At 63.8% G+C, this 21,738-nt stretch carries 24 protein-coding genes, 3 tRNA genes and 1 pseudogene; 9 read left to right on the plus strand and 19 right to left on the minus strand.

Features of this window, described 5'->3' with window-relative positions:
• The 3 genes from ASG62_RS25600 to ASG62_RS13130 form a co-directional block, all read right to left on the minus strand.
• Positions 1 to 114, minus strand: a 114-nt coding sequence (locus ASG62_RS25600; RefSeq protein ID WP_156382127.1) for a GTP-binding protein, incomplete at its 3' end; no start/stop codon positions are given.
• Positions 115 to 327: 213 nt separating this feature from the next.
• Positions 328 to 401 (minus strand) — tRNA-Gly (locus ASG62_RS13125).
• Positions 402 to 437: 36 nt separating this feature from the next.
• Positions 438 to 522 (minus strand) — tRNA-Tyr (locus ASG62_RS13130).
• Positions 523 to 725: 203 nt separating this feature from the next.
• Between ASG62_RS13130 and ASG62_RS13135 the strand changes: the two genes are divergently transcribed.
• Complete coding sequence (locus ASG62_RS13135; RefSeq protein WP_056698909.1) at positions 726 to 1,589, plus strand: TrmH family RNA methyltransferase; 864 nt, start codon at positions 726 to 728, stop codon at positions 1,587 to 1,589.
• A 30-nt stretch (positions 1,590 to 1,619) separates the two neighbouring features.
• Here the strand turns inward: ASG62_RS13135 and ASG62_RS13140 are convergent, their stop codons facing one another.
• Genes ASG62_RS13140 through ASG62_RS13150 form a run of 3 tightly spaced genes read right to left on the minus strand, consistent with a single transcriptional unit; the run spans position 1,620 to position 3,755 of the window.
• On the minus strand, positions 1,620 to 2,033 hold the full coding sequence (locus ASG62_RS13140) for a Fur family transcriptional regulator (protein WP_056698911.1): 414 nt from the start codon (positions 2,031 to 2,033) through the stop codon (positions 1,620 to 1,622).
• On the minus strand, positions 2,030 to 2,857 hold the full coding sequence (locus tag ASG62_RS13145) for a metal ABC transporter permease (RefSeq protein WP_056698914.1): 828 nt from the start codon (positions 2,855 to 2,857) through the stop codon (positions 2,030 to 2,032). Before ASG62_RS13145 ends, ASG62_RS13140 begins: the two co-directional genes overlap by 4 nt.
• Positions 2,847 to 3,755, minus strand: a complete 909-nt coding sequence (locus tag ASG62_RS13150; RefSeq protein ID WP_056698918.1) for a metal ABC transporter ATP-binding protein — start codon at positions 3,753 to 3,755, stop codon at positions 2,847 to 2,849. The genes ASG62_RS13145 and ASG62_RS13150 overlap by 11 nt, the downstream gene beginning before the upstream one ends.
• A 181-nt stretch (positions 3,756 to 3,936) precedes the next feature.
• Between ASG62_RS13150 and znuA the strand changes: the two genes are divergently transcribed.
• Positions 3,937 to 4,935, plus strand: a complete 999-nt coding sequence (znuA, locus tag ASG62_RS13155; protein WP_056698921.1) for a zinc ABC transporter substrate-binding protein ZnuA — start codon at positions 3,937 to 3,939, stop codon at positions 4,933 to 4,935.
• An 86-nt stretch (positions 4,936 to 5,021) separates the two neighbouring features.
• Here znuA and ASG62_RS13160 read toward each other — a convergent pair whose 3' ends face one another.
• The 4 genes from ASG62_RS13160 to msrB all read right to left on the minus strand — a co-directional run bounded on the left by ASG62_RS13160 (position 5,022) and on the right by msrB (position 8,632).
• The gene (locus ASG62_RS13160) at positions 5,022 to 6,122 is read right to left on the minus strand and encodes a 2Fe-2S iron-sulfur cluster-binding protein (protein WP_413814206.1); all 1,101 of its coding nucleotides are present in this window, start codon (positions 6,120 to 6,122) and stop codon (positions 5,022 to 5,024) included.
• The gene (locus tag ASG62_RS13165) at positions 6,119 to 7,363 is read right to left on the minus strand and encodes an aromatic ring-hydroxylating oxygenase subunit alpha (protein WP_056698930.1); all 1,245 of its coding nucleotides are present in this window, start codon (positions 7,361 to 7,363) and stop codon (positions 6,119 to 6,121) included. Before ASG62_RS13165 ends, ASG62_RS13160 begins: the two co-directional genes overlap by 4 nt.
• Before the next feature lie 240 nt (positions 7,364 to 7,603).
• On the minus strand, positions 7,604 to 8,068 hold the full coding sequence (gene rirA / locus ASG62_RS13170) for an iron-responsive transcriptional regulator RirA (protein WP_056698932.1): 465 nt from the start codon (positions 8,066 to 8,068) through the stop codon (positions 7,604 to 7,606).
• A gap of 159 nt (positions 8,069 to 8,227) precedes the next feature.
• Positions 8,228 to 8,632 (minus strand): peptide-methionine (R)-S-oxide reductase MsrB, encoded by a 405-nt coding sequence (msrB, locus tag ASG62_RS13175; RefSeq protein WP_056698981.1) that lies wholly within the window; start codon positions 8,630 to 8,632, stop codon positions 8,228 to 8,230.
• Positions 8,633 to 8,795: 163 nt separating this feature from the next.
• Here msrB and ASG62_RS13180 point away from each other — a divergent pair.
• From ASG62_RS13180 to ASG62_RS13200, 5 genes are all read left to right on the plus strand, one after another.
• Positions 8,796 to 8,868: transfer RNA gene (locus tag ASG62_RS13180), tRNA-Thr, on the plus strand.
• A 368-nt stretch (positions 8,869 to 9,236) separates the two neighbouring features.
• Positions 9,237 to 11,033 carry an AAA family ATPase gene (locus ASG62_RS13185; protein ID WP_056698935.1) on the plus strand — a complete coding sequence of 599 codons (1,797 nt, stop codon included), beginning with the start codon at positions 9,237 to 9,239 and terminating at the stop codon, positions 11,031 to 11,033.
• Positions 11,034 to 11,225: a hypothetical protein gene (locus ASG62_RS27390; protein ID WP_056698937.1), complete on the plus strand. Its 192-nt coding sequence runs from the start codon at positions 11,034 to 11,036 to the stop codon at positions 11,223 to 11,225.
• Positions 11,222 to 11,986 carry a metallophosphoesterase gene (locus ASG62_RS13195; RefSeq protein ID WP_056698940.1) on the plus strand — a complete coding sequence of 255 codons (765 nt, stop codon included), beginning with the start codon at positions 11,222 to 11,224 and terminating at the stop codon, positions 11,984 to 11,986. Before ASG62_RS27390 ends, ASG62_RS13195 begins: the two co-directional genes overlap by 4 nt.
• Before the next feature lie 186 nt (positions 11,987 to 12,172).
• Entirely contained in the window at positions 12,173 to 13,165 is a 993-nt protein-coding gene (locus ASG62_RS13200) for a hypothetical protein (protein ID WP_156382128.1), read from the plus strand.
• Between the two features lie 225 nt (positions 13,166 to 13,390).
• Here the strand turns inward: ASG62_RS13200 and ASG62_RS13205 are convergent, their stop codons facing one another.
• Genes ASG62_RS13205 through ASG62_RS13230 form a run of 6 tightly spaced genes read right to left on the minus strand, consistent with a single transcriptional unit; the run spans position 13,391 to position 15,480 of the window.
• Entirely contained in the window at positions 13,391 to 13,672 is a 282-nt protein-coding gene (locus ASG62_RS13205) for a hypothetical protein (RefSeq protein ID WP_056698946.1), read from the minus strand.
• Complete coding sequence (locus ASG62_RS13210) at positions 13,672 to 14,154, minus strand: hypothetical protein (protein WP_056698948.1); 483 nt, start codon at positions 14,152 to 14,154, stop codon at positions 13,672 to 13,674. The genes ASG62_RS13205 and ASG62_RS13210 overlap by 1 nt, the downstream gene beginning before the upstream one ends.
• Positions 14,154 to 14,381, minus strand: coding sequence for a hypothetical protein (locus ASG62_RS13215; RefSeq protein WP_156382129.1), 228 nt, complete (start codon positions 14,379 to 14,381; stop codon positions 14,154 to 14,156). Before ASG62_RS13215 ends, ASG62_RS13210 begins: the two co-directional genes overlap by 1 nt.
• 24 nt (positions 14,382 to 14,405) lie before the next feature.
• On the minus strand, positions 14,406 to 14,675 hold the full coding sequence (locus tag ASG62_RS13220) for a hypothetical protein (RefSeq protein ID WP_156382130.1): 270 nt from the start codon (positions 14,673 to 14,675) through the stop codon (positions 14,406 to 14,408).
• Entirely contained in the window at positions 14,672 to 15,133 is a 462-nt protein-coding gene (locus tag ASG62_RS13225; protein ID WP_056698959.1) for a hypothetical protein, read from the minus strand. Before ASG62_RS13225 ends, ASG62_RS13220 begins: the two co-directional genes overlap by 4 nt.
• Positions 15,130 to 15,480 (minus strand): helix-turn-helix domain-containing protein, encoded by a 351-nt coding sequence (locus ASG62_RS13230; RefSeq protein ID WP_162246055.1) that lies wholly within the window; start codon positions 15,478 to 15,480, stop codon positions 15,130 to 15,132. The genes ASG62_RS13225 and ASG62_RS13230 overlap by 4 nt, the downstream gene beginning before the upstream one ends.
• 156 nt (positions 15,481 to 15,636) lie before the next feature.
• Here ASG62_RS13230 and ASG62_RS13235 point away from each other — a divergent pair, with 156 nt between their 5' ends.
• Positions 15,637 to 16,287 carry a hypothetical protein gene (locus ASG62_RS13235; protein ID WP_056698966.1) on the plus strand — a complete coding sequence of 217 codons (651 nt, stop codon included), beginning with the start codon at positions 15,637 to 15,639 and terminating at the stop codon, positions 16,285 to 16,287.
• Positions 16,288 to 16,290: 3 nt separating this feature from the next.
• On the opposite strand, the gene ASG62_RS13240 is transcribed toward ASG62_RS13235, so the two are convergent.
• The gene (locus ASG62_RS13240; RefSeq protein ID WP_056698968.1) at positions 16,291 to 16,557 is read right to left on the minus strand and encodes a hypothetical protein; all 267 of its coding nucleotides are present in this window, start codon (positions 16,555 to 16,557) and stop codon (positions 16,291 to 16,293) included.
• Positions 16,558 to 16,604: 47 nt separating this feature from the next.
• On the opposite strand from ASG62_RS13240, the gene ASG62_RS13245 reads away from it, so the two are divergent.
• Positions 16,605 to 17,357 carry a hypothetical protein gene (locus tag ASG62_RS13245; protein ID WP_056698971.1) on the plus strand — a complete coding sequence of 251 codons (753 nt, stop codon included), beginning with the start codon at positions 16,605 to 16,607 and terminating at the stop codon, positions 17,355 to 17,357.
• Positions 17,358 to 17,598: 241 nt separating this feature from the next.
• Here ASG62_RS13245 and ASG62_RS13250 read toward each other — a convergent pair whose 3' ends face one another.
• Positions 17,599 to 19,851: a hypothetical protein gene (locus ASG62_RS13250; RefSeq protein WP_156382131.1), complete on the minus strand. Its 2,253-nt coding sequence runs from the start codon at positions 19,849 to 19,851 to the stop codon at positions 17,599 to 17,601.
• 881 nt (positions 19,852 to 20,732) lie between these two features.
• Positions 20,733 to 21,644, minus strand: a pseudogene (locus tag ASG62_RS13255) (IS3 family transposase); the annotation flags it as partial.
• Between the last annotated feature and the right edge of the window lie 94 nt (positions 21,645 to 21,738).

A 21,738-nucleotide genomic window follows, 5' to 3' on the forward strand; every position in this document is an offset into this window, starting at 1 on the left:
CTCGCCGAAATACTTGGTGATCGCCGCCGTCAGGCTCGTCTTGCCGTGATCGACGTGACCGATCGTGCCGATGTTCACATGCGGCTTGTTGCGCTCGAACTTGCTCTTGGCCATCAACGGCTCCCATTATCGGATGCTAGCGGTTCGGGCGCGACATAGAGACTTGACGTGACAGGCGCAAGTCTGGACGCGGGTTTCGCAGCATTCGAGCGCTTTGGGCGGCGCGCGGGCCGCAAACCGGGTGCGCAGCCAGCCATGTCTCCCGCCGCCAAGGCTCCGGGAACGCCCTCAGAGCGAAGCAAACTCACGCAATCAGATGGGATAATTTGGAGCGGGTAACGGGAATCGAACCCGTATATTCAGCTTGGAAGGCTGCTGCTCTACCACTGAGCTATACCCGCGCCGTACTGCCATTCCCGATTTCGAGAATGCAGGGATGGTGGAGGAAGTTGGATTTGAACCAACGTAGGCTAAGCCAACGGATTTACAGTCCGTCCCCTTTAACCACTCGGGCATTCCTCCACAGACGGCGCGAAAACGCAAGAGCGTCAGCATCGTCCAGATCGCAAGAGGCCCGCCGCAAAGCGAGGCGCCTCGGTCACTGAGCGGCGTTATGCAGAGACCGCCCGCCGCTGTCAACACGCCGAAGACAGCGATTCACAAGGATCGCACGATCCTGTCCGAACGCGATTGAGCCGAGGCCCCGGCTCCGATAGAGACAGACGATGAGCGACGAGCCGAAGACCCACACGCCCCGCGACAGCCACTATGCCAATCTGAGGCGCGCGCATCGCGACGCCAAGGCGGGCAGCGAGGGGCGCATCGACGGCGCCGCCCGTCCGGACCGCGCCCGCCCCCACCAGCCCGGCCGCCCCGGCCCGGCCGACCGCGTTCGGCTCTACGGCCTCCACACCGTCGCCGCCGCGCTCGCCAATCCCGACCGCAAGCTTCATCGGCTCCTCGTCACCCGCAACGCCCTTGCGCGGTTGGAGGTGGACGAGGCCTCGATCCGCTGCCCGGTCGAGATCGTCGAGCCGCGCGCGCTCGACGCCGAACTCGGCACGGACGCCGTCCACCAAGGCGCCATGCTGGAGGCCGATCCGCTGGTCGCGCGCTCGCTCGGCGATCTCTCCGCGGCCGACATCATCGTGGTGCTCGACCAGGTGACGGACCCCCACAATGTCGGCGCGATTCTCCGCTCGGCGGCGGCCTTCGGGGCGGGTGCGGTGGTCACGACCTCCCGCCATTCGCCGCAGGAATCGGGCGTTCTCGCCAAATCCGCCTCCGGCGCCCTGGAGCTCGTGCCCTACGTGCAGATCGGCAATCTGGCGGAAGCTCTGACCAAGCTCGCCAACCAGGGTTTCCAGACGGTCGGCCTCGATTCGGAAGGGGACTCCAAGCTCGAAGCCGTCTTCGCCGACAAGCGCATCGCGCTCGTCCTGGGGTCCGAGGGCAAGGGCCTTCGCCAGAAGACGCGGGAAACCGTCTCCGCCCTCGCCCGTCTCGAAGTGCCCGGCGAAATCCACTCGCTGAACGTCTCGAACGCGGCGGCCGTCGCCCTCTACGCGGCCCGCCGCCACCTCGGCTGATCTTCGGCCGACGAACGTCGATGCGGCCTGTTAGGCCGCGCAGGCCGCGCAGGTTCCCTTGATCTCGATCGTCGTCTTGGACGGCTGGAAGCCGCTGTCGCGCGCCCAGCCGTTCAGCTGGTCGGCCACCATCGCGTTGGAGAATTCCGATACCTGCCCGCAGCGCTCGCAGATGGCGAAGGCCATTATCGAGCTGGCGTGGCAATGGGGATGGGCGCAGGCGACGAAGGCGTTCAAGCTTTCCAGCCGGTGCACGAGGCCGAGCTCCAGCAGCTTGTCCAGCGCGCGATAGACCTGCAGCGGCGCGCGTAGGCCGTCGCCGCGCAGCGCGTCGAGAATCGTATAGGCGCTGAGCGGTCCCTCCGCCTTTTCGAGGGCGCGGAAGACCAGAGCCTGGTTCTTCGTCAGCGCCGGCGCGGCCTCGCCGGAATGGGTATGGCTCATCGAAGCACCTCGCGGCGGGTCTCGCTGGACGGCATGCCGGGCCAGCGAATCGGCAGGAAACTGATCAGGAAGAGCACCAGCGCGGCCACGACGATCGAAGGGCCCGACGGCGTATCGAATCGAAGCGAACCGAACAGCCCGCCGACCGCCGCCAAAGCGCCGAGGATCGAGGCGGCGACGGCCATGCGCTCCGGCGTCGCGGTGAAGCGCCGGGCGGTCGCGGCAGGGATGATCAGGAGCGACGTGATCAGGAGAATGCCGACGATCTTCATCGCGATCGCGATGACGAGCGCCATCAGGAGCATGAAGACGATTCGCGCGCGCTCCGGTCTCAAACCCTCCGCCTCCGCCAGATCCGTGCTGACAGTTGCGGCGAGCAAAGGCCGCCAAAGCCATGTGATCACGACGAGAACCGCCACGCCACCAAGGAAGACGAAGCCGAGGTCCAGCTTGGAGACCGCGAGAATATCGCCGAAGAGAAAGCCCATCAGATCCATGCGCACCCAGCTCATGAAGGCCACCATGACGAGGCCGATCGCCAGCGTCGAGTGCGACAGGATGCCGAGCAGCGCGTCGGTCGAAAGCGTCGCCTGCTTCTGAAGAAGAATGAGCGCACCGGCGACGAAGGCCGCGACGACGAAGACGCCGAGCGTCAGGTTGATGTCGAAGGCGAGCGCCAAGGCGATGCCGAGCAGAGCGGAATGGGCCATCGTATCGCCGAAATAGGCCATGCGTCGCCACACGACGAAACAGCCGAGCGGCCCCGTCGTCAGCGCGATCCCTGCGCCCGCCAGAAGCGCACGGATGAAGAAGTCATCGAGCATGGCCGGCCTCCGCCATCGGCGCCGCTGCGGCCAGCGCCGCGATCTTCGCATTGTGGTCGTGAGCGTGATGCCCGTCGGCTTCGTGCCCGGCATGATCATGCGCCGGCGGATCGTCGTGATGCCCGCAGCCGGGATGGCAGTGGTCGGTCACGGTGCCGTCGGCATGTTCCACCCGGCCGTCCGCTAGATGTGTGTGATCGTGTGTATGGCGATAGAGCGCCAGCGACCCCGCGGCGCGCGGGCCGAACAGATGGCGATAGGCATCGCTCGCGGCCACGATGTCGGGCGCACCGCGGCAGCAGACATGGCCGTTCAGGCAGATCACCGTGTCCGTCCGCGCCATGACGACATGCAGATCGTGCGAGATCAGAATGACGCCGCATCCGAACCGGTCGCGAATCGTGTCGATCAGTTCATAGAGCGCGGACTCGCCGCTAAAATCGACGCCCTGCACGGGCTCGTCGAGAACGAGGAGATCGGGCCTGCGGGCCGCCGCCCGCGCCAGGAGTGTGCGCTGGAACTCGCCGCCGGACAGATGCTGCACCTCGGCCTTGCGAAGATGCGGAATTCCGACGCTCGCCAGCGCCGCGTCGATTTCGGCCGAGGACAGCGCGTTCGTCAGCGTCATCAGCCGCTCGACGGTCAGAGGCAGCGTCCAGTCGATCGCAAGCTTCTGCGGCACGTAGCCGACGCGCAGAGCCGGCAGGCGCGTCGCCGTCCCCTCGTCCGGCTTCATCAGCCCGATCGCCATCTTCGCGGTGGTGCTCTTGCCCGAGCCGTTCGGCCCGATCAGCGTCAGGATCTCGCCGGGATTCACGCAGAGATCGACGCCCCGCACCAGCCAACGCCCGCCGCGCGAGATGCCGGCTCCTCGAAGTTCGACCAGAGACTGCGCCATGCCCTATCCCATTCCCTATCGCAGGCCGCGCCGGACGCCCGTCCGACCCCTCACCGGGAGCCTGGAACCGAAAGTCGCCCTCCGACGAAAGCTGCTTGCGTCCTCTTATGTCGAAGGTTATACCGTTACGCAACGAATGTAATAACATTACATTCAATATCCAGGGAAACGGGATAGCTTCATGCGCAAGACACTTCTCTCCGCCGCCGCCGTCGGCGCGCTTCTGGCAGCGGCCCCGGCCTTCGCCGGGGCTCCGAATGTCGTCGTTTCGATCAAGCCTCTGCATTCGCTGGTCGCCTCGGTGATGGCGGGTGTCGGCGAGCCCAAGCTGATCGTCGACGGTGTCGGTTCGCCTCACACCTATTCGATGAAGCCGTCGAACGCCTCCGATCTAGCCCAGGCCGATCTCGTCTTCTGGGCCGGCGACCATCTGGAAGCCTTCCTCGTCAAGCCGCTGGAAACATTGGGCGGCAAGGCGACCGTCGTCGAGCTGATCGAGACGCCCGGCCTAACCAAGCTCAAGTTTCGCGAGGGCGGCCCCTTCGAGGCGCACACGCATGCCGGTGAAGGTCACGAGGCCGGGCATGAGGAGCACGAGGAGCACGAGGCCGCGGAAGCCGGCAAGGACGATCACGACCACGATCACGACGAGCATGGCGGTTTCGACATGCACTTCTGGCTGGACCCGCTGAACGCCAAGGCCCTGACGGCCGAAATCGAGAAGCGTCTCGCAGCCGCCGATCCCGAGAATGCGTCGATCTACGAGGCCAATGCCGAGAAACTCGACGCGCGTCTCGACGCCCTCATGGAAAAGACGAAGGCCGAGGTCGCGCCGGTCAAGGACAAGCCCTTCATCGTCTTCCACGATGCCTATCAGTATTTCGAGAACCGCTTCGGCCTGCGGGCGGCCGGGTCCATCACGGTCAGCCCCGAGACCATGCCGGGCGCGCAGCGCGTCGCCGCGATCAAGCAGAAGGTGTCCGATCTCGGCGCCACCTGCGTCTTCGCCGAACCCCAGTTCGAACCGAAGCTCATCTCCGTCGTCACCGAAGGCACCAAGGCCCATACCGGCACGCTCGATCCCGAAGGCGCCGCCCTGGCCAACGGCCCGGACCTCTACTTCCAGCTGATCGACGGCCTCTCATCGTCGCTGAAGGCCTGCCTCTCGCAGCCGAGCTGACGTCGACGCCGAAATGACGAAGACCCGAGACGCGACATCGCGTCTCGGGTCTTCTCAATAGACAGTCTGCCGTAGCCGCAGACCCGTCAGACATCCACCTCGACGCGGCCGATCGGGCGCGAGCAGCAGGCGAGGATGAAACCCTCCTCGATCTCGTCCTCGCTGATGCCGCCATTGTGCGCCATGTGAACCTCGCCGGAGATCTTCTCCACGCGGCAGGTTCCGCACACGCCGAAGGTGCAGGCGCTCGGAATGTTGAGGCCGATCTCCTTGGCGATCTTCAGGATCGTGTCGGTTTCCAGGCAGTCCGCCTCGACGCCCGATCCCTTGAACACGATCTTCGCGGCCGCGCCCTCCTGCGGCAGCGTCTCCAGGGGGCCGGCGCTCTCGACCAGCGCGCCCTCCCCGTCCACCGGTGCGGAGAAGCTCTCCTCGTGGTAGCGGCTCATGTCGAAGCCGGCGGCATTCAGAATGTCGCGCACGGTCTGCATGAAGATCGCGGGACCGCAGCAGAAGACCTCGCGCTCCTGATAGTCCGGCGCGATCAGCTCCAGCATCAGCGCGTTGATCCGGCCCTTGTAGCCCGTCCAGCCGTCGAGCGCGTCCGGCTGCTCCACGATCCAGGCGAGATCGATGTCGGGCACGCGGGCCGCCATCCGCTCCAGCTCAGAGCGGAAGATGATGTCGGCCGGGCTTCGCGCGCAATGGATGAAGCTGACATCGGTCTTCTGCCCGACATCGAAGAGATAGCGTGTCATCGACATCATCGGCGTGATGCCGGACCCCGCCGAGACGAAGAGATACTTGTCGGCGGGATGGTTGTGGAAGGTGAAGATGCCGGCGGGGCCATAGGCCTTCAGCCGCGTCCCCGGCGTCACGTTGTCCAGCATCCAGCGGCTGGCGACGCTGGCATTCTGCGCCTTCACCGTCACCGAGACCGAGAGGGGCCGCGAGGGGCTGGAGGAGAGCGTGTAGGTCCGAAGCATGGCCCCGCCCGGCATGGGCAGTTCGAAGGTCACGAACTGCCCGGGCGTGTAGCGGAACCAGCTGTCGTCGGCGGCCAGAAACGAGAACGTCTTCACGTCCCGCGTCTCCGTCAGCACCTGGACGCATTCCAGCACCTGGGCCTTGTCGTTCCAGGGCCGCATCTCGTCGAGATGCTTGGGACGCGGTTTCAGCGGCATCAGGCGACCTGGGACAGGCGCGGACGACGACTGTCGGTCAGCTGGGTCTGCATAAAGGCCGAGTACCACTCGACGAACTGCAGCACGCCGCCTTCGTGCACCGGCGAATAGGGCCCGGGCGTGTAGGCCGGCGAATTGATGCCGAACTGGTTCTCCTCGATGATCCGCCGATCCTGGTCGTTGGTCGCGATCCAGACCTTGGTCAGCTCGTCGATCGTGTAGTCGACGCCTTCGACCGCATCCTTGTGGACCAGCCACTTGGTGGTCACGGCCGTCTCGTTGGCGCTGAGCGGCAGGACGCGGAAGGTCGTGGCGTGGTCGCCGAGAATGTGGTTCCAGATCGAGGGATAGTGGAACATCAGCATCGTGCCGATTTGCGGCGTGGTCACGCTGTCGGTGAGCGGGCGCGAGACCGCCGCCTTGCCGGACATGGTGAAACTCACGGCATCGCGAAGCAGCGGCATGCGCGCGACGCGATACTGGCCGTCGTCGGAAATCTTGAAGGCGGAGGGCAGGCTCGCCGCCTCGCAGCGCTCCCAATGCTCGGCGATCTCCGGCTCGTCCTGCGCATCGACGCCCGTGACGCCCGGCGCCTCCGGGAAGGTGCGGCAGAGTTCGGGATGGCTGCCCGCGCAGTGATAGCACTCGCGGTTGTTCTCCCAGGTGAGCTTCCAGTTGCCCTTCTCGACGATCGTCATCTCGAAGGCGACCTTGGCGTCCGCCAGGTGATGGGGCGCGAGATAGGGTTCGACCATGGCCCGAACCGGCGAGAAGTCCGGCGCCACCTCGGCGAGCGAGACGAAGATGTAGCCGCCGACGCTCTCACAATGGACCTGCCTCAGCCCGAACTGCGACGGGTCGAAATCCGGCCCCATGTCGCGGGCGAAGACGAGCTTGCCTTCGAGATCGTAGGTCCACTGGTGATAGGGGCAGACGAGGCGGTGCGAGGTGCCCTTCTCCGCCGAGCAGATGCGCGAGCCGCGGTGCCGGCAGGAATTGTGGAAGGCGCGGATGCCCTTCTTGGCGTCGCGCACGATCACGATCGGATAGGCGCCGATCTGCGCGGTCATGTAGCTGCCCGACTTCGGCAGCTCGCAATCATGGCCCATGAAGAGCCATTCGCGATAGTAGATCGTCTCCATGTCGACCTGGAACACGTCGGGGTCGCTGTAGAACTCCCGATCGAGGCTATAGCCGGCCTTGCGCCGGGTCAGCTTCGCCAGCATCTCGTCGCGCACGTTCATGCCACTCTCCGCATCGCTCGTTCGACCAGACGTCGCCGACCCCGGCGGTGGAGCCATCGAGGAAAGCGAAGGCCTTTTCGGCATGCTTCCAGGCGTTCACACCGTTCAGGTTGAGCCATCCGAAGTCCGCTCCGGCGACACTTGAGAGAAGACCACCGCAGCCCCGCGAAGGAGCGGGAGAAAGCGACAGGTCTCCCCCTGTTCACGACATGGCGCACGCCGCATTCCGGCGGGTGCGCCTCAGCTTGCGGCGAGCGCCAGACGATCCACGTCGGGCAGGCCGAGCCTGCGGCGCATGGAGGACTTCTCGCCCGCCAGTTCGGCGATCGTAGTGCCTTCGAGGACCTCGAGAAAGGCATCCAGCGCCCGGCGCAGCGTCGCATTCAGATTGCAGCTGTCGATGAGCGGGCAGTCGGAACCGCCGGGCTCGAAACATTCGGCGAGCGCGAAGCTCTCCTCGGTCGCCTCCACGACGGCGCGCAACGTGATCGTGGAGGCCGGGCGCCCCAGCCGAATTCCGCCGTTGCGTCCCCGAACGGTCTCCACGAACCCCGCCTCGACCAGCGGCTGGAGAATCTTGAAGAGAAACAGCTCCGACACCGAATAGGCGGCGGCCACCTCCCCGACTCGGCTCAGCCGGTCCGGGTTCACCGCGCAATACATCAGGAGGCGGATGGCATGATTCGTCTGCCGGGTCAGGCGCATACGCTTCTTCCAAAATCAAAGGGCGGCGCCGGCATGAAGCGGCACCGCCCTCTACATTAGAAGAATTCCAAGAAATTTGAAGGCCCCGCGTGATGCAGGCGTTGCGGCATTCGAGAGGATCGGTCTTTCGCCAGGTCCGCCGGCCCCATCCCGCCGCCCCTATTCCTCCGGATGGAAGTTCATCGCCACGCCGTTGATGCAGTAGCGCAGATGGGTCGGCGCCGGACCGTCGTCGAACACATGGCCGAGATGGCTTCCGCAGCGGGCGCAATGCACCTCGGTGCGCACCATTCCGTGGGAGCGGTCGACGGTCGTCTCGACGGAGCCTTCGACCGGGTCGTTAAAGCTCGGCCAGCCCGTGCCGCTCTCGAACTTCTGGCCGGAGCGGAACAGTTCCTGATCGCAGCCGGCGCAACTGAAGCTGCCCGACCGCTTCTCGAAGTTCAGCGCACAGCTGCCCGGCCTCTCCGTGCCGTGCCCGCGCATCACCGCGAACTGCTCGGGCGTCAGCAGACGGCGCCATTCCTCGTCCGTCCGCGTCACGGGAAAGCGATGGATATCCATGGCCATGGTCCTCTCGATTGATCTGGCCCAGATATGGGAGCCAAGATCGCAGGAGACAATCGTGCAAGCTCCGACACCCGCTCGACCGCCTTCGCACGAGACCATCCGACACAGCGAATTTATCGATGCAGCCCGCCCCCGAACATGCTATCGCCTGCGTGGCGCCGGCTTAGCTCAGTTGGTAGAGCACCTGATTTGTAATCAGGGGGTCGCGGGTTCGAGCCCTGCAGCCGGCACCGAAAAATTCCTCAATGATCTCAGTTATTTGGCGCTGAAAGCTTAGACGAAGGTTTATCCACGAAGGCGCCTCTGTGGGCACCTTGTGGGCACCTTTGCGAATCCATGTCGCGCCGTGGGCACCCCGAACGGGTATCGAAACGCACCGATTCGGTGTCGTCGTGCTTACCGATTCACGATCGTCCAAATCCGTGACGTTTAAGAAAACTTCGAGTTAACGACGACCGCGGCGAAGGGCTTCTCGAGGGGAGTCCGGGGGCTCTAGACTCCAGAGATCAGCACCGACACCCGCCCCCTTGAGGGGCCGCCAGCCCGACGCACCCCGTTGGCCGGTTCGAGGAGGCGTGCGCTTATTCGGAGACGCCCGATGGACGACAATACGATGACGTTGCACGACGTGTTCGTGCGCCACCGCCTCTACAAGGTGACCGACGCGGAAGTCGGCGAGACGCTTCGTGGCGAGCGCATGACGTGGATTTATGATCTCTTGCAGGGCGCGGCTCCCGCCGCTGGCGACCTGGCGACGGACGTCCGGCTCTGGCAGCGGGACCTCCAGTCTCGCGGGCACTGCACCGCTGAACCCGAAGCTTTGTGGATCGGCATGGCAGGAAGCCGCCCCGATCTCGTCTGGCTGCAGCCTCTTCTCGACAAGCTCGGACATAATAAGCACGACGTCTTGAGGTGCCGGTACTATCTCGCAGTCCTCGGCGACGAAGGCAGCGCCCGGTATCTCTCTCGCGTCGCTGAGCGGTCGCATAATCTGTCCGGGGCGTTCTCGCACGGAATGTACCTGCACTCGAAAAACCTCGAACGGATCGGGGCGTCGTACGCTTGGTATCCCGGCGTCGAGACCATGATTCTCGTCGAGGGCTGCCGCCGTCTTGCCGGCCTGAAGGGCGCCGACCGGAGCGTCCAGGCCGTCGTTAACTGGTGGAACCAGACCCGGCGGGATCGGTACGCGGCAAGGATGGACGGCGAGCGCCGGTTCCTGTCTGCTCTTATCGACGAGAGTCGTACGCGAGCGCTCATGCGGAAAGCGGTCGACGCGAACATCGTCATCCAGGATCCCGTCATCGGCGACGACGACCACCTGACCTCCGAAACGTTCTATCCGAGGACGGTTCCTGACAAGAGCGAAGGGTTCGGCGACATGACGAACCTGGGCGGCGGCCTGGGTCTTCGGGTCGTTCCCGGCAGCGGCGGAAAAGGCGCCGGTCGCGGGCGAAAGGAGCCGGACAGGGATGAGACCGTCTCGCTGGAAGCTCCCATATCGCCGACTCACGGTCACGTCGTCCTCCGCGACCTCGGCGACATCAAGCCCGTCACGGACCGCCACAGCGCCGAGGTCGATCTGATCGCCCAGATTTCCCGCATTTCGGGCCGCCCGATCGAGCTTGCCGTCGGGCCCGATGACGTGCGTGCCATTGCCGCCGATCTTAAGGCGGCTTGGCCTCACGCCGCGACCGTGATCGAGCGAATCCTCGTCGATGTCCGCGAAGGCGAGCCCGTCCGCCTTCGTCCTACGCTCGTCGTCGGTGCGCCGGGTTCCGGCAAGACGGCCCTGGTCAGCGAGATCGTCCGCCGCCTCGGGGTGCCGTCGATCCTGTTCCCGTGCGCGTCGGTCTCGGACTCGTCGTTCGGAGGCACCCCCGCGCAGTGGGGGTCGAGGCGGGTCAGCACGCCTCTCGAACTCATCCGGACGAGCGACCGAGCGAATCCGACGATCATCCTGGACGAGCTGGAAAAGACTGGCCGTGGCGGTTCGTACGGAGGTCTGATGAGCGCCATTTTGCCGATGCTCGAACGGCACTCTGCATCCGCCTATTTTGAGGTCGGCATCGAGCGGACGGCGGACCTTTCTCGCGTCAACTTCCTCGCGACGGCGAACGACCTCGCGGACCTGCCGGCACCTCTCCGCGACCGCTTCCGTGTTGTGAAGATGCCGGAACCGGGCCCGGAGCATATCGGCTCGCTCACCAAGCGGATCGTCGAAGACCTTGCCCGTGAGAGTGGCATCGACCCGAGGTGGACGCCGCCCTTGGCCCCGGACGAAGTCGATATCATCCGGCGGACCTGGAGTGGCGGCAGTCTTCGAAAGCTCCGGCGAGCGGTCGAGATCTCTCTTGATCTCCGTGAAGCCGATCTCGTCGGGAGGGCGATGTAAATGGTCATCGCGTTCCCTTCTGACGTCCTTGCTCGTCTCCGCAGCATCGAAGCGAGCGAGGGCGTGCCCGCCACCGAGGTCGTCCACCAGGCCGTGGCGGTCTGGTCCTACCTCGACGGCGACGAGAGGCAGCGCCTTGGGCAGACCGCGCTCGGCCTCGTCGTCGAGCGCTTGAAAGAAGGCCGGGCATGAAGCTTTGGATCCGCAGTGACCTCCACGACCGGACCGTCGCTGCCGGTCACCCTCCGGTCTGGTCCGCCCGCGCCCCCGAATACGATGTCGCTGTCCTCGCCGGCGACATTGCAGCGCCGCCCGCAAACGTCATCGACCAGCTCGTCAGGGAGTTCAGCAAGCCCGTCGTCTATGTGGCTGGAAATCATGAGTTTTATCGGTTCGGGCTCGACGTCGAGCTTGCCGAGGCGATCGATCCGGAAGCGCCGCCGAACGATGTTCACTTCCTCGAAAACGCCAAGGTAGTGATCGATGGCGTCCGTTTTCTAGGCACGACGCTCTGGACGGATTACTGCCTCAACGGCGTCGACAATCAGCCGCTCGCGATGGCGCATGCGCAGGCTTGGATGAACGACCACCGGCTCATCTGGCACAGCGACCGGAAGTTCCGGCCCGGCGATGCCTTGGCGATGAACCGTCGCGCCCGGCGCTGGTTGGCCGACCGTCTCGCCGAGCCTTTCTACGGCAAGACCGTCGTCGTCACGCACCACGCGCCGGCCCGAGGGTCGTTGGCGGAGCGATGGATCGGCGACAGCGTGAGCCCCGCGTTCGTTAGCGACATGTCGGCCGAGATCGAGGAATGGCAGCCGGACTTGTGGATTCACGGGCACGTCCACGACTCGTTCGACTACCGGATCGGCCGGACTAGGGTGGTCTGCAATCCCAAAGGCTATGGCGGCGAGAACCCGGCCTACGACCCCCGCCTCGTCATCGAGATCTAGCGACACCGCATCGAGCGAATCGGTGCCGGATGCCCTGCCCCATGCTATCCGGTCGTCATGCCTCAGACCCGTGACCCCCTCCAGCCCGGACTAGCGCACCGCACGGGAACCAAGCGCGGCACCTGGTACCTCCGCGTCGCTCACGGCGGCCGGCTGGTCCAACTCCTCCTCGGCGCGGACGACGAGATGCCGGTCGAGGTTGCGAGAGAGATCGTGCTCCAAGGGATCGCCGATCTCGAACGTGGGATCGAGCTGGACAAGGCATGGGTCGGCGAGGCTCGGAAGGCACGTGCGGATCGGATCGGGGTGCGGGAGCCGGAGCCCGATGATGGGCCGCTGACATGGGGGCGAGCGCAGCGCGAGTACCTTGACGATCTGAGAAACAAAGGCCGGTCCGACCGGACGGTCGACGACTATGCCGGCATATTGAGAAGCCTATCCGTGCTGGACGACCGCCAACTGTCCGACCTGACGGTCGACGACTTTCGGCTCGTGCTTGTCGGCATCGCGTCAGATCGGCCTTCGACGTCCTTCCGCGCAACCGAGGTCGCAAGGTCGGTGTCACGCTGGCTTTCCGCATCCGGCCACGCCGACGACTTCCTCGCAGACCTCACACAGCCGCCCGGGGCCGCCCGGTCGGTTGGGCGTCAGGCGAGACCACCAGCCACCGTCGATCAGATCGCCGAGATCGTCCGCCGGTGTCGTGACGGATCCGTTTCGGCATCGATCGCTCATTCGATCGAGGTCGTGTGCTTGACCGGTTTTCGAGTGGGCCAAATCGTGGTGACGCGTCCGGCCGATGTCCGCGATGGATTATGGTTCATTCCGGGAAGTCCAAGACGGGAAGGTTACTGCCTTCCGCTCACCCGGCGCCTACAAACCCTGATCGACGTAACAGGCGAATGGTCGTTTCCAGAGGTTTACACCCGCAATCCCGACGAGAAAGGTCACGTCACGGAGGCGTCCGTCATCATCGCCTTGCGCCGGATCGGTGGCACTACGTCGACCGGCATCCGAGCAGCAATAGCCGGCGCTCTGTCGGACGCCGGCTATTCCAATTCCGAGATCGATAGTTTGTACGAACGAGTGTCCTGGGATCCCGTCGACGAGGCGGTCGATACGGCTAAGCGAGGCCAGATGCTGCGGACCTGGGGAGATATCGTCGAAGGCCTGCTTTGAGGGTTTCCCCACACATTTGGGCGAAGTTCCCCCAATCCTCCCCACACCCTAAGCTACGGACACAGCTGGGGTATCGTTCAGGATGCGCTCGATCTGGGCCGGCAAGAAGCCGGTTTTCCGGGCGATCCGGCTTGGGGCCCAGCCTTCCCGGCCGAGGCGGACGATGAGATCAACCTCGACGTTCTTCGGACTCGTCCTGAGTCCGTTGCGGCTGAGAGCGGACCCTCATGCCGGCACCTCGATCTCGGGCATGCCGTGATCGATAACGTCGCCGATCGTGACGATGCGAGCGACCCTGCCGTCGACGACGTTCCAGTGGCAGCGAGGCCATTTGGGAATGGCGACCATGCCGAGGTAGCGAAACGGGCTCATCGCCTTGTTTTCACGAAGCGCCTGGATGACGGCTTGGAAATGGGGTGTCTCCTGGATCGGGGCGACTGCGAGCGCACGGCGGCGGTCGCGTTCCGCCAGCTTGGCGGCGTCGAGGCAGGGCGTGCGGGCGTCCATCAGGAGGCCCTTCCCGCCTTGATCGCGTCGACGCGGGCGCGTGTCTCGGCGACGCTAAGCCCCTGGTCGAAAACGATTCCGTGCGACCCGACTATTCGCACGTCGCCGCCGGACCCGTCATGGAAAATCTGGAAAAGCGGCAGATCGGCGCCTTCGGCCGAGGCGATCGCTCGGTCGGTCTCGGCGGTCACCGCACCGTCGGCGAAGGCGACGAAAGCCAAGGCGTCGCTCGACCAAACGAGCGCCTGGAAGAACTGGAGCTCCTCTTTTGCGTGCGCCGCCTCGTTTTCGGGAGCGCGAGGCGAGACGACGTTCCATCCGCGACGGGCGAACTCGTCGGTTACCGACCGCTCGAAGGCGCCACCGTAGTCGGTTTCCGGCATCGAGAGGTAGACGCGACTGATTGCCGGTGCCCGCGACGCTTCGGAGAAATCGATGTACCCGTCGGCGTCCGTCGGGAAGTGGGCGAAGTCTCGGTCCATCACATTGCCCTCCCGTGCGCGAGAACCTCAGCGATTTCCTCGGGAGATCGCGACAGGAATGCCGTCTCCCCGGTCAGATCGCCGCGCAGGATGCGAGCCATCTTGCGAGCATGCGCATCAACCTCGGCTCGGAGTTCGGCAACTTCCCGCTGGATGCGTTCGAGCGCCTGGTCCGGCGTTTCGGTCTTCTCTCTATCCTGTCCCATGATTTGGTTGCTCCTGTTCACGATATGTCCGCCCGTTCGGACGGCTTAGGCGACGATGCGGAGGTGCACGCGTTCGAGCTGATCCAGGCCGTCATCCACGAAGCGGACCAGTTCGGCCGGCTTCAGGCTCTGGACCTTCCCGAGCAAGATCAGGCCTTTCGCGCCGGTGGAGGTCACGGTGACGATCCAGCCGAGACCGGCGACGTACCTCGCGTCGGCGTCGCGCAGGTCGGCGATCCCGGCGATCGTCCAGTCGATGCCGATCCGGTGTCGCATTTCGGTATCCAGTCGCGGATGTGGTCGATGCCTGCTCATGCTGCTCTCTCCATTGTGACGGTGGCTGGTTTGGGCACGTGCCCGGGGATGACGCGGGAGAAATCGCGGTAGCCGGAAACCCGCAGTATCCGAGCGCCTTTGTCACGAAGCTGCGTGATCCGAGCCCGCGCCCCGTCCGCGTCTCGCCCCGTCAGGACCATGAGATCGGCAGTCGAGACCGGACCCGATCGGAGGGTTTCGTAGACTCGGAAAAGGGCCTCGCACTGGAACCGGGACGGGTCCAGGCGACTCTGCAGGTAGAACCGCGACTCGCCCCGGATCTGATGCCCTTCGCTCCGGGCGGTAGCGAGCAGGGTCTTGATGACGACCCAAGGCTCGTCCGGCCCGCCGCCCCAACGGTGGCTATAGAGAAGGTCCGTCAGATCGGCGGTGCTGACCCAGCCGCTCGCGACGACGGCATCGACGAGCTTCTGCTTCTGGGTGACGAAGACGGTCATGCCGCCCTCCGATCGAGGACGTCTGAAATCGCCGTTAGGTCGTCGTCGGTGAGGTCGCCCAGGCCGACGACGAGGCGAGCGACGACACGACGGCTCGCAGCGTCTTCGATATCGACGCGGAACCGACGGTTTTCCGTCGACCATGCATCCGTCAGCTCCGCTCGCTCGGTCGGCGTCATGGGGATGACTGCCACCAAGCCCTGCAGCGTCGCGACCGTCGCCGGAGAGCGGTCGCATTCGAGGGCGTAAAGGTGCGCGGTCGAGACGCCGAGCCGAAGCGCAACTTCGGCTTGGCCGAGACCGGCCCTCTTCCGCAGATCTCTCAATCGCTTTCCGAACGCAGACATGGCGACCCCAATCATTTCGAGATGGCCTCGACCGATCTCTCATGACGACCTGTTTACCATGTAGAGTGTTTCCTGTATAGGTGGTTCTACTTCTTTCTGGCGCTTCCGACTTTCCGGGTGTCAGGTGAAGATCGGCGATGGAAAAGGAGCAGGACTGTGTGGAATTCGATCAAGCGCCTCTTGGCGGCGTTGAGGTCGTCGATCGCCGGACTAGGCACGGCGACGGTGTCACTGTTCGAAGAGTTCATGGCGCGGATCGCCGAAATTCGGTCGATGCCGATGCGGGCAGTCCGGGACGGCGTGCCCCGCATGACAGCCGCCCAGGACGCGACCAGGCAGATAATCGCGGAGCCGGCTCATGCACCGGCGGCGAGCCCCGTCGAGGCGCCGGAGCCGTCGGAGAGGTCGACGGAGCGGGTCACCGAGCTGGGCGCCCTGGTCCGCCTGGCATGCGAGAGACTGCTCGTCGACATGCCGATATCGGACCTGCGGCTCGACGGACAGCACGAGCTTTTCCTGCTGTCTCTGACGACGGAGGAGCTTCGGTGCGTTCACAAAGGGACCGACTTGGACGTCGGTCGCCATGTCCTCGGAACCCCGATGCTTCAGGCGCTTGGGGGTTCCATGATGCGGACGCCGGACGCCGAGCGGGACGGCCCGACGGCGGAGTTCATGGCGGCGATCCGGGCGGACCGGGCGCAGCGGCGCCAGGCGACGTACGTCGATAACCTCGTTCAGGCGGAGATAGACGCCTACTACGAGCGGGAAGAAGAGGAGGAGCTGGAACCAACGGCTCCAAGGCCATGATGGTCAGCGGCTCCGGATCCTGTCGAGACGGAGCCGCGCTACCTCGGCGGCCAGCCGATCCGCCCTCGCCTTCTCCTTCGCCGCCTCGGCCTTGGCGGTGCGGAGAGCGTCGACGAGCATCAGGTAAGCGGCGACCTCGTCGTCGGCGACCCGGCCGGCGACTACCTCGGCCTCGTAAGCGCGGCGGCGGTTCTGAGCGATGACGCGGCCATTGTGGAGCGTGTGGAGCAAACCAGAAAACTGCGTCGTCACCGCCGCCATCGGACCCATGGAAACCGCTCCTTGAAACAATGTCTAAAACAAACTGAGGAAAATCTATGAAAATCGAGTTAACGACCGAGCGGGACGGACCGCTATCTCCCGCCGAGAGGCAGGCCCGGCGCAGGATCCGGCGCGCACAGGAGCAGGCCGAGCAAGCGGTACTGGACGCGGCGGCGGAGGCCGAGCGGATCGTCGCCGAAGAGGAAGAGCGCGTCCGACAAGCTCGGGCGGAGCGTGACCGAGCCATGGATCTCTTGGTCGTCGAAGTGTGGGCTGACGTCTTGTGTCACCCCCGATACTCACCGCCGAGGAAAGTCCAGAACTTGGCTTTCGAGGAAGTCCGGCGGCGACTCGGCGAGCGGATGGGCGATGACGAGGTCGTCGCTCGCATGCGCTCGCGTTTCGAGTTGATCGTGGCGGACCGGAGGCGTCGCCGGACGTCGGGCGGAGCCGGGTCCTCCAGTCACGGCAAATCGACCCCCGGCGACACCTGCGTTACTCTTGCAATTAGCAACGCCGTCACGCCCGTGCGAATCGCCGATCCGCAACGTGACGGTCACGCCGGACCTGCGGATGACGGCACCCTTGGCGGCGCGGTCACCACCTTCGCCGAGGCTCGACGGTCCAGCGGGAACGCTCCGGCCTTCCTGCGTTCGGCCGCGAACAGCAACGATGGCGAGGACGACGAGGAAGGCGGCCTGGCGGACCATCTTGCCGCCGAGGCTTACCGGGCTCACGACCCCGATCCAAACTACGAGCAAATGCACTTTGCCGACATGGGCGCCGACCAGTACGGCTACATTCGGTAACACGCCCGATAGACCCGACGAGGCCGCCCTGGGACACCGTGGGCGGCCTTCTTCGTTTCCGCTGACCCGGACATCACCGTGACCGTCACGCCAGCCACGGGCGCCCGAGATCGATCCCGAACATGCCGACGACGGCCGGTGAGGATGCGCCACGCATATGCGCATGCCATCGGGGTGACCCGATGGCGCAGGGGTTTCGAGCGGGACAGTCACGCTCGTAGCCGGGAAATGGTCGTGACTGTCACGCACTGTCAGAGAGGCGAGCTAGCGACTTCGGCGACACACTTTCACTCCCACGCAGCACTTTCCGAAGTTCTAAGCGAGCGATGTACTTTTCGGCCTTACGGCTTTCTCGGAGCTTAATCGCCCTCTCTACCAACCCTTCCTCCTTCGGCATCGCCCGCGCTTCAGCAAGCGTTGCTCGAAGTCCTTTCTGCAACTGCCTGCGCCTCTCGAGAGGCGGCAACTCGGCCTCGTCACGTCCGTTCGTGCGTTGGACACGGCGCTCACGAGCAGCATTGACGGTCTTTCTGGTACCGTCGTCGCGAAGGGAAGAAATCACCTCGGGCTGAGAAAGATCCGGATCCAAGTTTTCCTCAATTGCAAAGATCAAGCAGGCTTTGTCGGGTCCATATCTGTCGATCATCTCAAGCAAGCGCCGTCCCCGCAGACGCGGTATGGCGACAGGAGGCAAATCGATCCAGAGGGCAGCCGCCTCCTCTCCGTGCTTGGCAACGTAGGCAGCGCGCTCCGACGATTGTTCATCACGCAGCGAGCTGAGGCAGCCAGTTAGATCTCCGAAATGTGCTTCGCCCTCGCACAACGCTTCGTCGATGGCGTGGTGCCACGCATGAACCAGACGATCGATGAATGAAATATGCAGAGCCCCAACTCGTCTTGCTATGCGCCGCCATGTTCCAACTTTGACGCGAAAACGTGGAATTTCGGTAGGGGCGAACTGGCGGCGCACTTGCGCAGCTAGCTTCTCTGCCTCGTTTTGCTGCGCCTGCCTTTCAGCCTGATCAGTCGAAAAGTACCTCGGAGCATACGCGTACATCGAGAAAAACTGGCCACTGATCATCGGCAGCCGAGCGAGATTTGGCATGGACATGACGTCAAACCGAACGCTGTCACGATTTGCATGCATTGTGACTTGATGATCGTCGAGGTGTACTTTCTTGAGGTCAGCCTGGACAGGCTTCAGAACGGCCCGTTCAACCTGAGACCTCTTTCCGCCTCTCGTGAGAGGATAAGCGGTGTCGCGTATGAGGTCGTCGAGAGACAGGTCGAAAGACCACTGCCCGAGGCGAAGACGGGCCCTTTTCTTCGCCGCGAGGCCGTTAACGGCGACAGCCTGCGTCTCGGAAATTTTTCGCGAGAAAGCCAACACGTCGGCCGTCTCGACGCTCTCTGCACAAGCCCTCCGGTAAATTGCCGGCGAGTACCGGCACTTGAAGTCCGCCATTGTTCGAAGGTCGATATATGCATAGGGCGTATACCGACCGTGCTCGCGCCGGGAGCGGTCGATGTAGCGGGTAAGGACCGGCGCAAGTTGATAATGCAGCATCTCGACGGCTTCTCCCTCTAGGTTGTCGATGGAGGTCGCGTGTCGAAACACAGCCCCGAAGCGGACCGCGTTCCAGTCGCCATCCGGTGTTCTCTGATATGTGAGGCGCTCGGAGTCGACCGGAGCACTCACGAGGACGTCGGCAATGGGACCGTAAGTTATGGCCGTCACGGGTGGAGGCGGGACGAGAGGAAGGGGCTCGTCGGGGTCGCGGTTCCATATACCGAGTTGTCGCTCAATGCGTAACAAAACGGCCGCGACGAAGCGGGCCTCCGTTGCCGGATCCTGTATATAGATCGCACGGATGGTTCGGTCGATCCAATATTCCACGTCGGTTAGCCAGTCATTCGCGACGTCATCGCCACCAAGGCAAGCGTAGAACAGCGTTCGCGTTATCTCCTCCCACCGCTCTTCGTGAGGGCCCGCCTCCGGCAGAGGCGAGGCCAGCCGACGCAGCCGCCGCTTGGTGACTGGACGCGGAAGCTCGAACCGACGCAGTCGAAGTCTTTCCAGCGACGAAACGAGGTCAACGAGTCGAGGCCTCGCGAATCCAAGGATCGACAGGATCGATCGGACCGGTATCATATACGAACCGCGCCTCAACCTGGGATCGGTCTCGTATGCGGCCGATAGGAGTATCTCCAAGACGGTATGGTCAAGCGCGGTGCAAGATGGCGTCGAGACACACCGCATCGCTCGTAGATAAGCAATCGGCCGGGGCGACAGAAGGGCCCCGACGTCGGCTGGCTTGCGGATCTTGGCGAGCGGCGTGGTGGCAATCGTGCGTGCAGGGAAGAAATTTTTTGGCACTGCATCGTCGTCGCGAATTCGAAGACGTTGTACGACAACTGGGGGCTTGTCCGGGATGAAGTCAGGTCGAAGCGACGGTAGCGGAGGCATATCTACAACGGCTTCCATGTGAAACATAACAGCCAGATCCTTAAGAAAGTTACACACTATGCTGGAAAATGTTTCATGATAACATCATTTTAGGTTTTCTGGTTATTGCAACAATTAACGTAAGATGCACGATTCCTTCACGTTGAAAACAGGGGACTTTTTCGATTCGCTCGCCACTAATCCCATCGACGCGTCGCGGCACAGCAGGTTCAATAAGTCGAGCAGCCAAGCCCCTTAAACTCGGCGATTGACGATGGTACCGCCTTAGGGACCGTTCTTCTCGCCGAAGCGCGAAAATCAACGAGAGGAGAATTATTGATTATCTAGATCTTAAAACAGTTTCGCGGCTGAAACCTATATCAGGCGCGCTCTCTGACATTTGCAACCGTGTGAAAATCATAAGCTCCGCCGGTTAAATGTGGAAATTGTCGAAAGACGGGCCGGTAATGCAACTTTTTGGATTAGATATTAGATTAGAACGCTTTAACTAAAGGCAATATGGCTGCCGCTTTCGGTGGTTTTTGCGTGTGACTTTCATAACGAGCCGCAGTGGTTTGATCCGTTGTTGGCGTTTGACCTCGGCACTCGATCCAGGGAAGGTCAAGGTTGTCCCGCGTCAGCCGGTTAAGGTTCGGTTGGAACAGACCTTCGTCGCCGAGATCGACCGTATTGCGATCAAGCGTGGCGGGCAGACTATGAAGGCGGTCACGGGAAGACTCCTGCCCGTCGCGGTTGCTTCGACGTCCTACGGCGTCATTTCCGCCCTCCGGTCGTGTCCGTCAACGTGGTGGAAATTGGGGTGTAACTGAAGCGGCTCCGTTTCAGGCGGCTGCGGTGGAAAGTCGGACGGTTTCGGGCTTGGTGGTTGTGGAGTGGACCCCGTTTCGCCGGACAGGCGGCGGTTGGGTTTAGGCACTGAGCCTGATGAACTCGCGAGGCGAGCGGAACTTCAGACCTGAGTGCGGGTGGACTTCGCAATAATCCTCGATCCAGTCGGGGAGCAAGGCGAGGATCGTGCCGGCGTCGGGCAGAATGGTGACGCGAGCATAGTCCCGCTTCAGCGTTTTGACGAAGGCCTCGGACATGCCGTTCGACTCCGGGCTGCGGACGGGCGTGAAGAGCAGCGTCAAGCCGAGGGCACGGGCCGTGTCGGCGGTGTCCCTGGCGATGTAGGCGCTGCCGTTGTCCGATAGCCATTCGACAGCGTGCGGGACCTTGGTGGTGCCGAAGCGACGTTCGACAGCCGTCACCATCAGATCGCGAACCATCTCGCCGGAGATGCCGACATTGGCGACGGCCGACCAGGCGATGACCTCTCGGTCGCAGGCGTCCAGCACGAAGAGGATGCGCACGACCTCGCGGTTGCGGGTGTGGATCTCCAGATGGTCCGAGCACCATCGCACGTTCGAGCGCAGCGCGATGACGATGCCGTCGTGGGTTCGACCGGGCCGCGAGGCCGTGTAACGCTCGAGCGTCAGACCGTGATGCTGCATGATCCGCAGCACCCGCTTGGCGTTGACGGTCGGCTGCCCTTCCGCCCGCAGGCGACGGTTCAGCAGCGCCGTGACCCGCCGCCTCTCGGTGATTGCAAGCAACCGCCTGTCGGCCAAAGGGTAGCCATAGGTCGGCCGAGCATCGACGATGGCACGGATGGGCGCCAGGAACTCGACATCCTCGGCCTTGCGATACGGCCCCCGCGGTCTCACCGTCGTGCTGCGTCGCTCGTTGATGTGAGAACGAGCGACGTCCAGCGTCCGAGCCACGGCGCTCACCGTGAACCGTCCGTTAGATCGCTCCAGGACAGCAAGGGCGATAGTCGTTTATGGAATGGCTCGCCCCTTTTCCTCGGCGCATGATCTGCGCCGTTTGAGACTGGCAAGGAGGCGAGGCGATGAATGAGATCAGGGTTCTGGG

This window comes from Aureimonas sp. Leaf427, from assembly GCF_001425485.1.
In the GTDB taxonomy this organism is placed as follows: Bacteria; Pseudomonadota; Alphaproteobacteria; order Rhizobiales; family Rhizobiaceae; genus Plantimonas.

Bases quoted from the DNA above. Each gene is read 5' to 3' on its own strand.
- ASG62_RS13135 (WP_056698909.1), top strand. From the start codon at position 726: ATGAGCGACGAGCCGAAGACCCACACGCCCCGCGACAGCCACTATGCC.
- ASG62_RS13140 (WP_056698911.1), bottom strand. From the start codon at position 2,033: ATGAGCCATACCCATTCCGGCGAGGCCGCGCCGGCGCTGACGAAGAAC.
- ASG62_RS13145 (WP_056698914.1), bottom strand. From the start codon at position 2,857: ATGCTCGATGACTTCTTCATCCGTGCGCTTCTGGCGGGCGCAGGGATC.
- ASG62_RS13150 (WP_056698918.1), bottom strand. From the start codon at position 3,755: ATGGCGCAGTCTCTGGTCGAACTTCGAGGAGCCGGCATCTCGCGCGGC.
- znuA (WP_056698921.1), top strand. From the start codon at position 3,937: ATGCGCAAGACACTTCTCTCCGCCGCCGCCGTCGGCGCGCTTCTGGCA.
- ASG62_RS13165 (WP_056698930.1), bottom strand. From the start codon at position 7,363: ATGAACGTGCGCGACGAGATGCTGGCGAAGCTGACCCGGCGCAAGGCC.
- rirA (WP_056698932.1), bottom strand. From the start codon at position 8,068: ATGCGCCTGACCCGGCAGACGAATCATGCCATCCGCCTCCTGATGTAT.
- msrB (WP_056698981.1), bottom strand. From the start codon at position 8,632: ATGGATATCCATCGCTTTCCCGTGACGCGGACGGACGAGGAATGGCGC.
- ASG62_RS13185 (WP_056698935.1), top strand. From the start codon at position 9,237: ATGGACGACAATACGATGACGTTGCACGACGTGTTCGTGCGCCACCGC.
- ASG62_RS27390 (WP_056698937.1), top strand. From the start codon at position 11,034: ATGGTCATCGCGTTCCCTTCTGACGTCCTTGCTCGTCTCCGCAGCATC.
- ASG62_RS13195 (WP_056698940.1), top strand. From the start codon at position 11,222: ATGAAGCTTTGGATCCGCAGTGACCTCCACGACCGGACCGTCGCTGCC.
- ASG62_RS13200 (WP_156382128.1), top strand. From the start codon at position 12,173: ATGCCGGTCGAGGTTGCGAGAGAGATCGTGCTCCAAGGGATCGCCGAT.
- ASG62_RS13205 (WP_056698946.1), bottom strand. From the start codon at position 13,672: ATGGACGCCCGCACGCCCTGCCTCGACGCCGCCAAGCTGGCGGAACGC.
- ASG62_RS13210 (WP_056698948.1), bottom strand. From the start codon at position 14,154: ATGGACCGAGACTTCGCCCACTTCCCGACGGACGCCGACGGGTACATC.
- ASG62_RS13220 (WP_156382130.1), bottom strand. From the start codon at position 14,675: ATGAGCAGGCATCGACCACATCCGCGACTGGATACCGAAATGCGACAC.
- ASG62_RS13225 (WP_056698959.1), bottom strand. From the start codon at position 15,133: ATGACCGTCTTCGTCACCCAGAAGCAGAAGCTCGTCGATGCCGTCGTC.
- ASG62_RS13230 (WP_162246055.1), bottom strand. From the start codon at position 15,480: ATGTCTGCGTTCGGAAAGCGATTGAGAGATCTGCGGAAGAGGGCCGGT.
- ASG62_RS13240 (WP_056698968.1), bottom strand. From the start codon at position 16,557: ATGGGTCCGATGGCGGCGGTGACGACGCAGTTTTCTGGTTTGCTCCAC.
- ASG62_RS13245 (WP_056698971.1), top strand. From the start codon at position 16,605: ATGAAAATCGAGTTAACGACCGAGCGGGACGGACCGCTATCTCCCGCC.
- ASG62_RS13250 (WP_156382131.1), bottom strand. From the start codon at position 19,851: ATGTTTCACATGGAAGCCGTTGTAGATATGCCTCCGCTACCGTCGCTT.